This window comes from Halobacillus sp. BAB-2008, assembly GCF_000328325.1.
In the GTDB taxonomy this organism is placed as follows: domain Bacteria; phylum Bacillota; class Bacilli; order Bacillales; family Halobacillaceae; genus Halobacillus.
Genome location: NZ_ANPF01000082.1, coordinates 1 through 1,432 on the forward strand (window position 1 = coordinate 1; position 1,432 = coordinate 1,432).

Here is a 1,432-nt window from a genome sequence, read left to right on the forward strand (position 1 = left end):
AAATGTATTATATGTTCCTTTTAGTTTAATAAAATCATTGTACCTATCCTGATTAAATTTAAACTTAACAGTTTTGGCTCTTATGTACGGTGCTCCTGTCACTCTAGCAAAAATAGTTCTATGGTTACCGGTACTCGCTGAATAAATATTATCTTTATCATAATATTCAAACCCGATAGGGTCTACTTGCCGACAAAGATCGTCTACAAAAAAATTATAGTAAGTCGCAAGGCTAGTACTCTTTTTAAAATGGTCCATACATCTATTCAATCTATCTGCAGATAAATTAATACCTTCTGGTAATAGTGCTAGATCAAACCAAGAGATGTCATGCTCTACTCTACTTGTAGTTTTGATACAATTAACAGGGATATATTCTAGAGTTTCATCTTGAAGTTCATAGTAAATACTGAATTCTGACAGGTCAAGTGTCTTTTCATTTTTTATTTTTTTAATATGGCTTTTATTTACACCCTTATCTAAAAGCAACCTTTCTAACTCCTCTGAGGAGTAATTTAACCTCATTTCCTTTCCCCCTGAAACCTTTAAGTAGTAAAAAACTATTTTAAAAATTATCCTTAAAATCATTATCATAAGGTCGATCGATTTCTTCCTCGTACCCCTTTTGAAGTAAGTGTTTAATTTTCTCACTTGTTAATTGAACCGTTAGATTCTCAATAACAACTTTTTTACATGAGTCTATAAAAGTATTTCCTATAATCAATGTTGCAATAATAGAGGAGGCAGCTGAAGCTACTTTTTAACTCACCTTTGCTAATCCTTTAGGTCCAGCAGCCCCATCATCCCTCCTATGATAGCTTTGACCAACTCTCTAGAAAACTTTCTTTTTTAGCCAAACCAAAAATTGAACTTATATGTCTAAGCATCCAGATTTGTGTTCCCCAAGCTGCAATTATGTCTCCCCCTTAGAGGAATTAACCCCGCGGCCCTTGATGTAGAAACATGTAAATACAGCCACTTTTTAGTTCTAACTGAAAACTAAGCGTAATAATGCTTTTATTCTGAGAAGAAAATTCCTTTATCCGGAGTTCTCATAACTCTGACCCATTCTTTTAAAGTAGTATTATTAGCTTGATCTATAGGATAGTCTCTCGCAATACATACTTTTTCAGATCCTGGAGAGAGAGAACTTGTCGTTACAATCAATCCTGACTCTGCTTCTTCAGCAACCACATCCGCCCATAATGCTTTAACAACCATCTTTTCAATTTTATTCTTATAACGTTTACATTGAATTAACATGGTTGGTGGACCTTCTATACTGTCCTCTTGTCTCCATACTCTTGCGTCTATTCCTCCGTCATTTCTTCCTTCACCGATTTCCACTTTATAACCTTGTCTCTCAAAGAATTCACAAGTTAGACCTTCAAACTTTCTCCAATGTATATTCCCTAAGGAATCAAAGTTTTTA

General features: G+C 34.3%; 2 protein-coding genes. Both read right to left on the bottom strand.

Annotation, left to right across the window (positions count from 1 at the left end):
- The coding region (locus D479_RS17045; protein ID WP_039871711.1) for a hypothetical protein at window positions 1-525 on the bottom strand (525 nt) is incomplete at its 3' end.
- Between the two features lie 492 nt (window positions 526-1,017).
- The coding region (locus D479_RS17050) for a restriction endonuclease (RefSeq protein WP_008639465.1) at window positions 1,018-1,432 on the bottom strand (415 nt) is incomplete at its 5' end.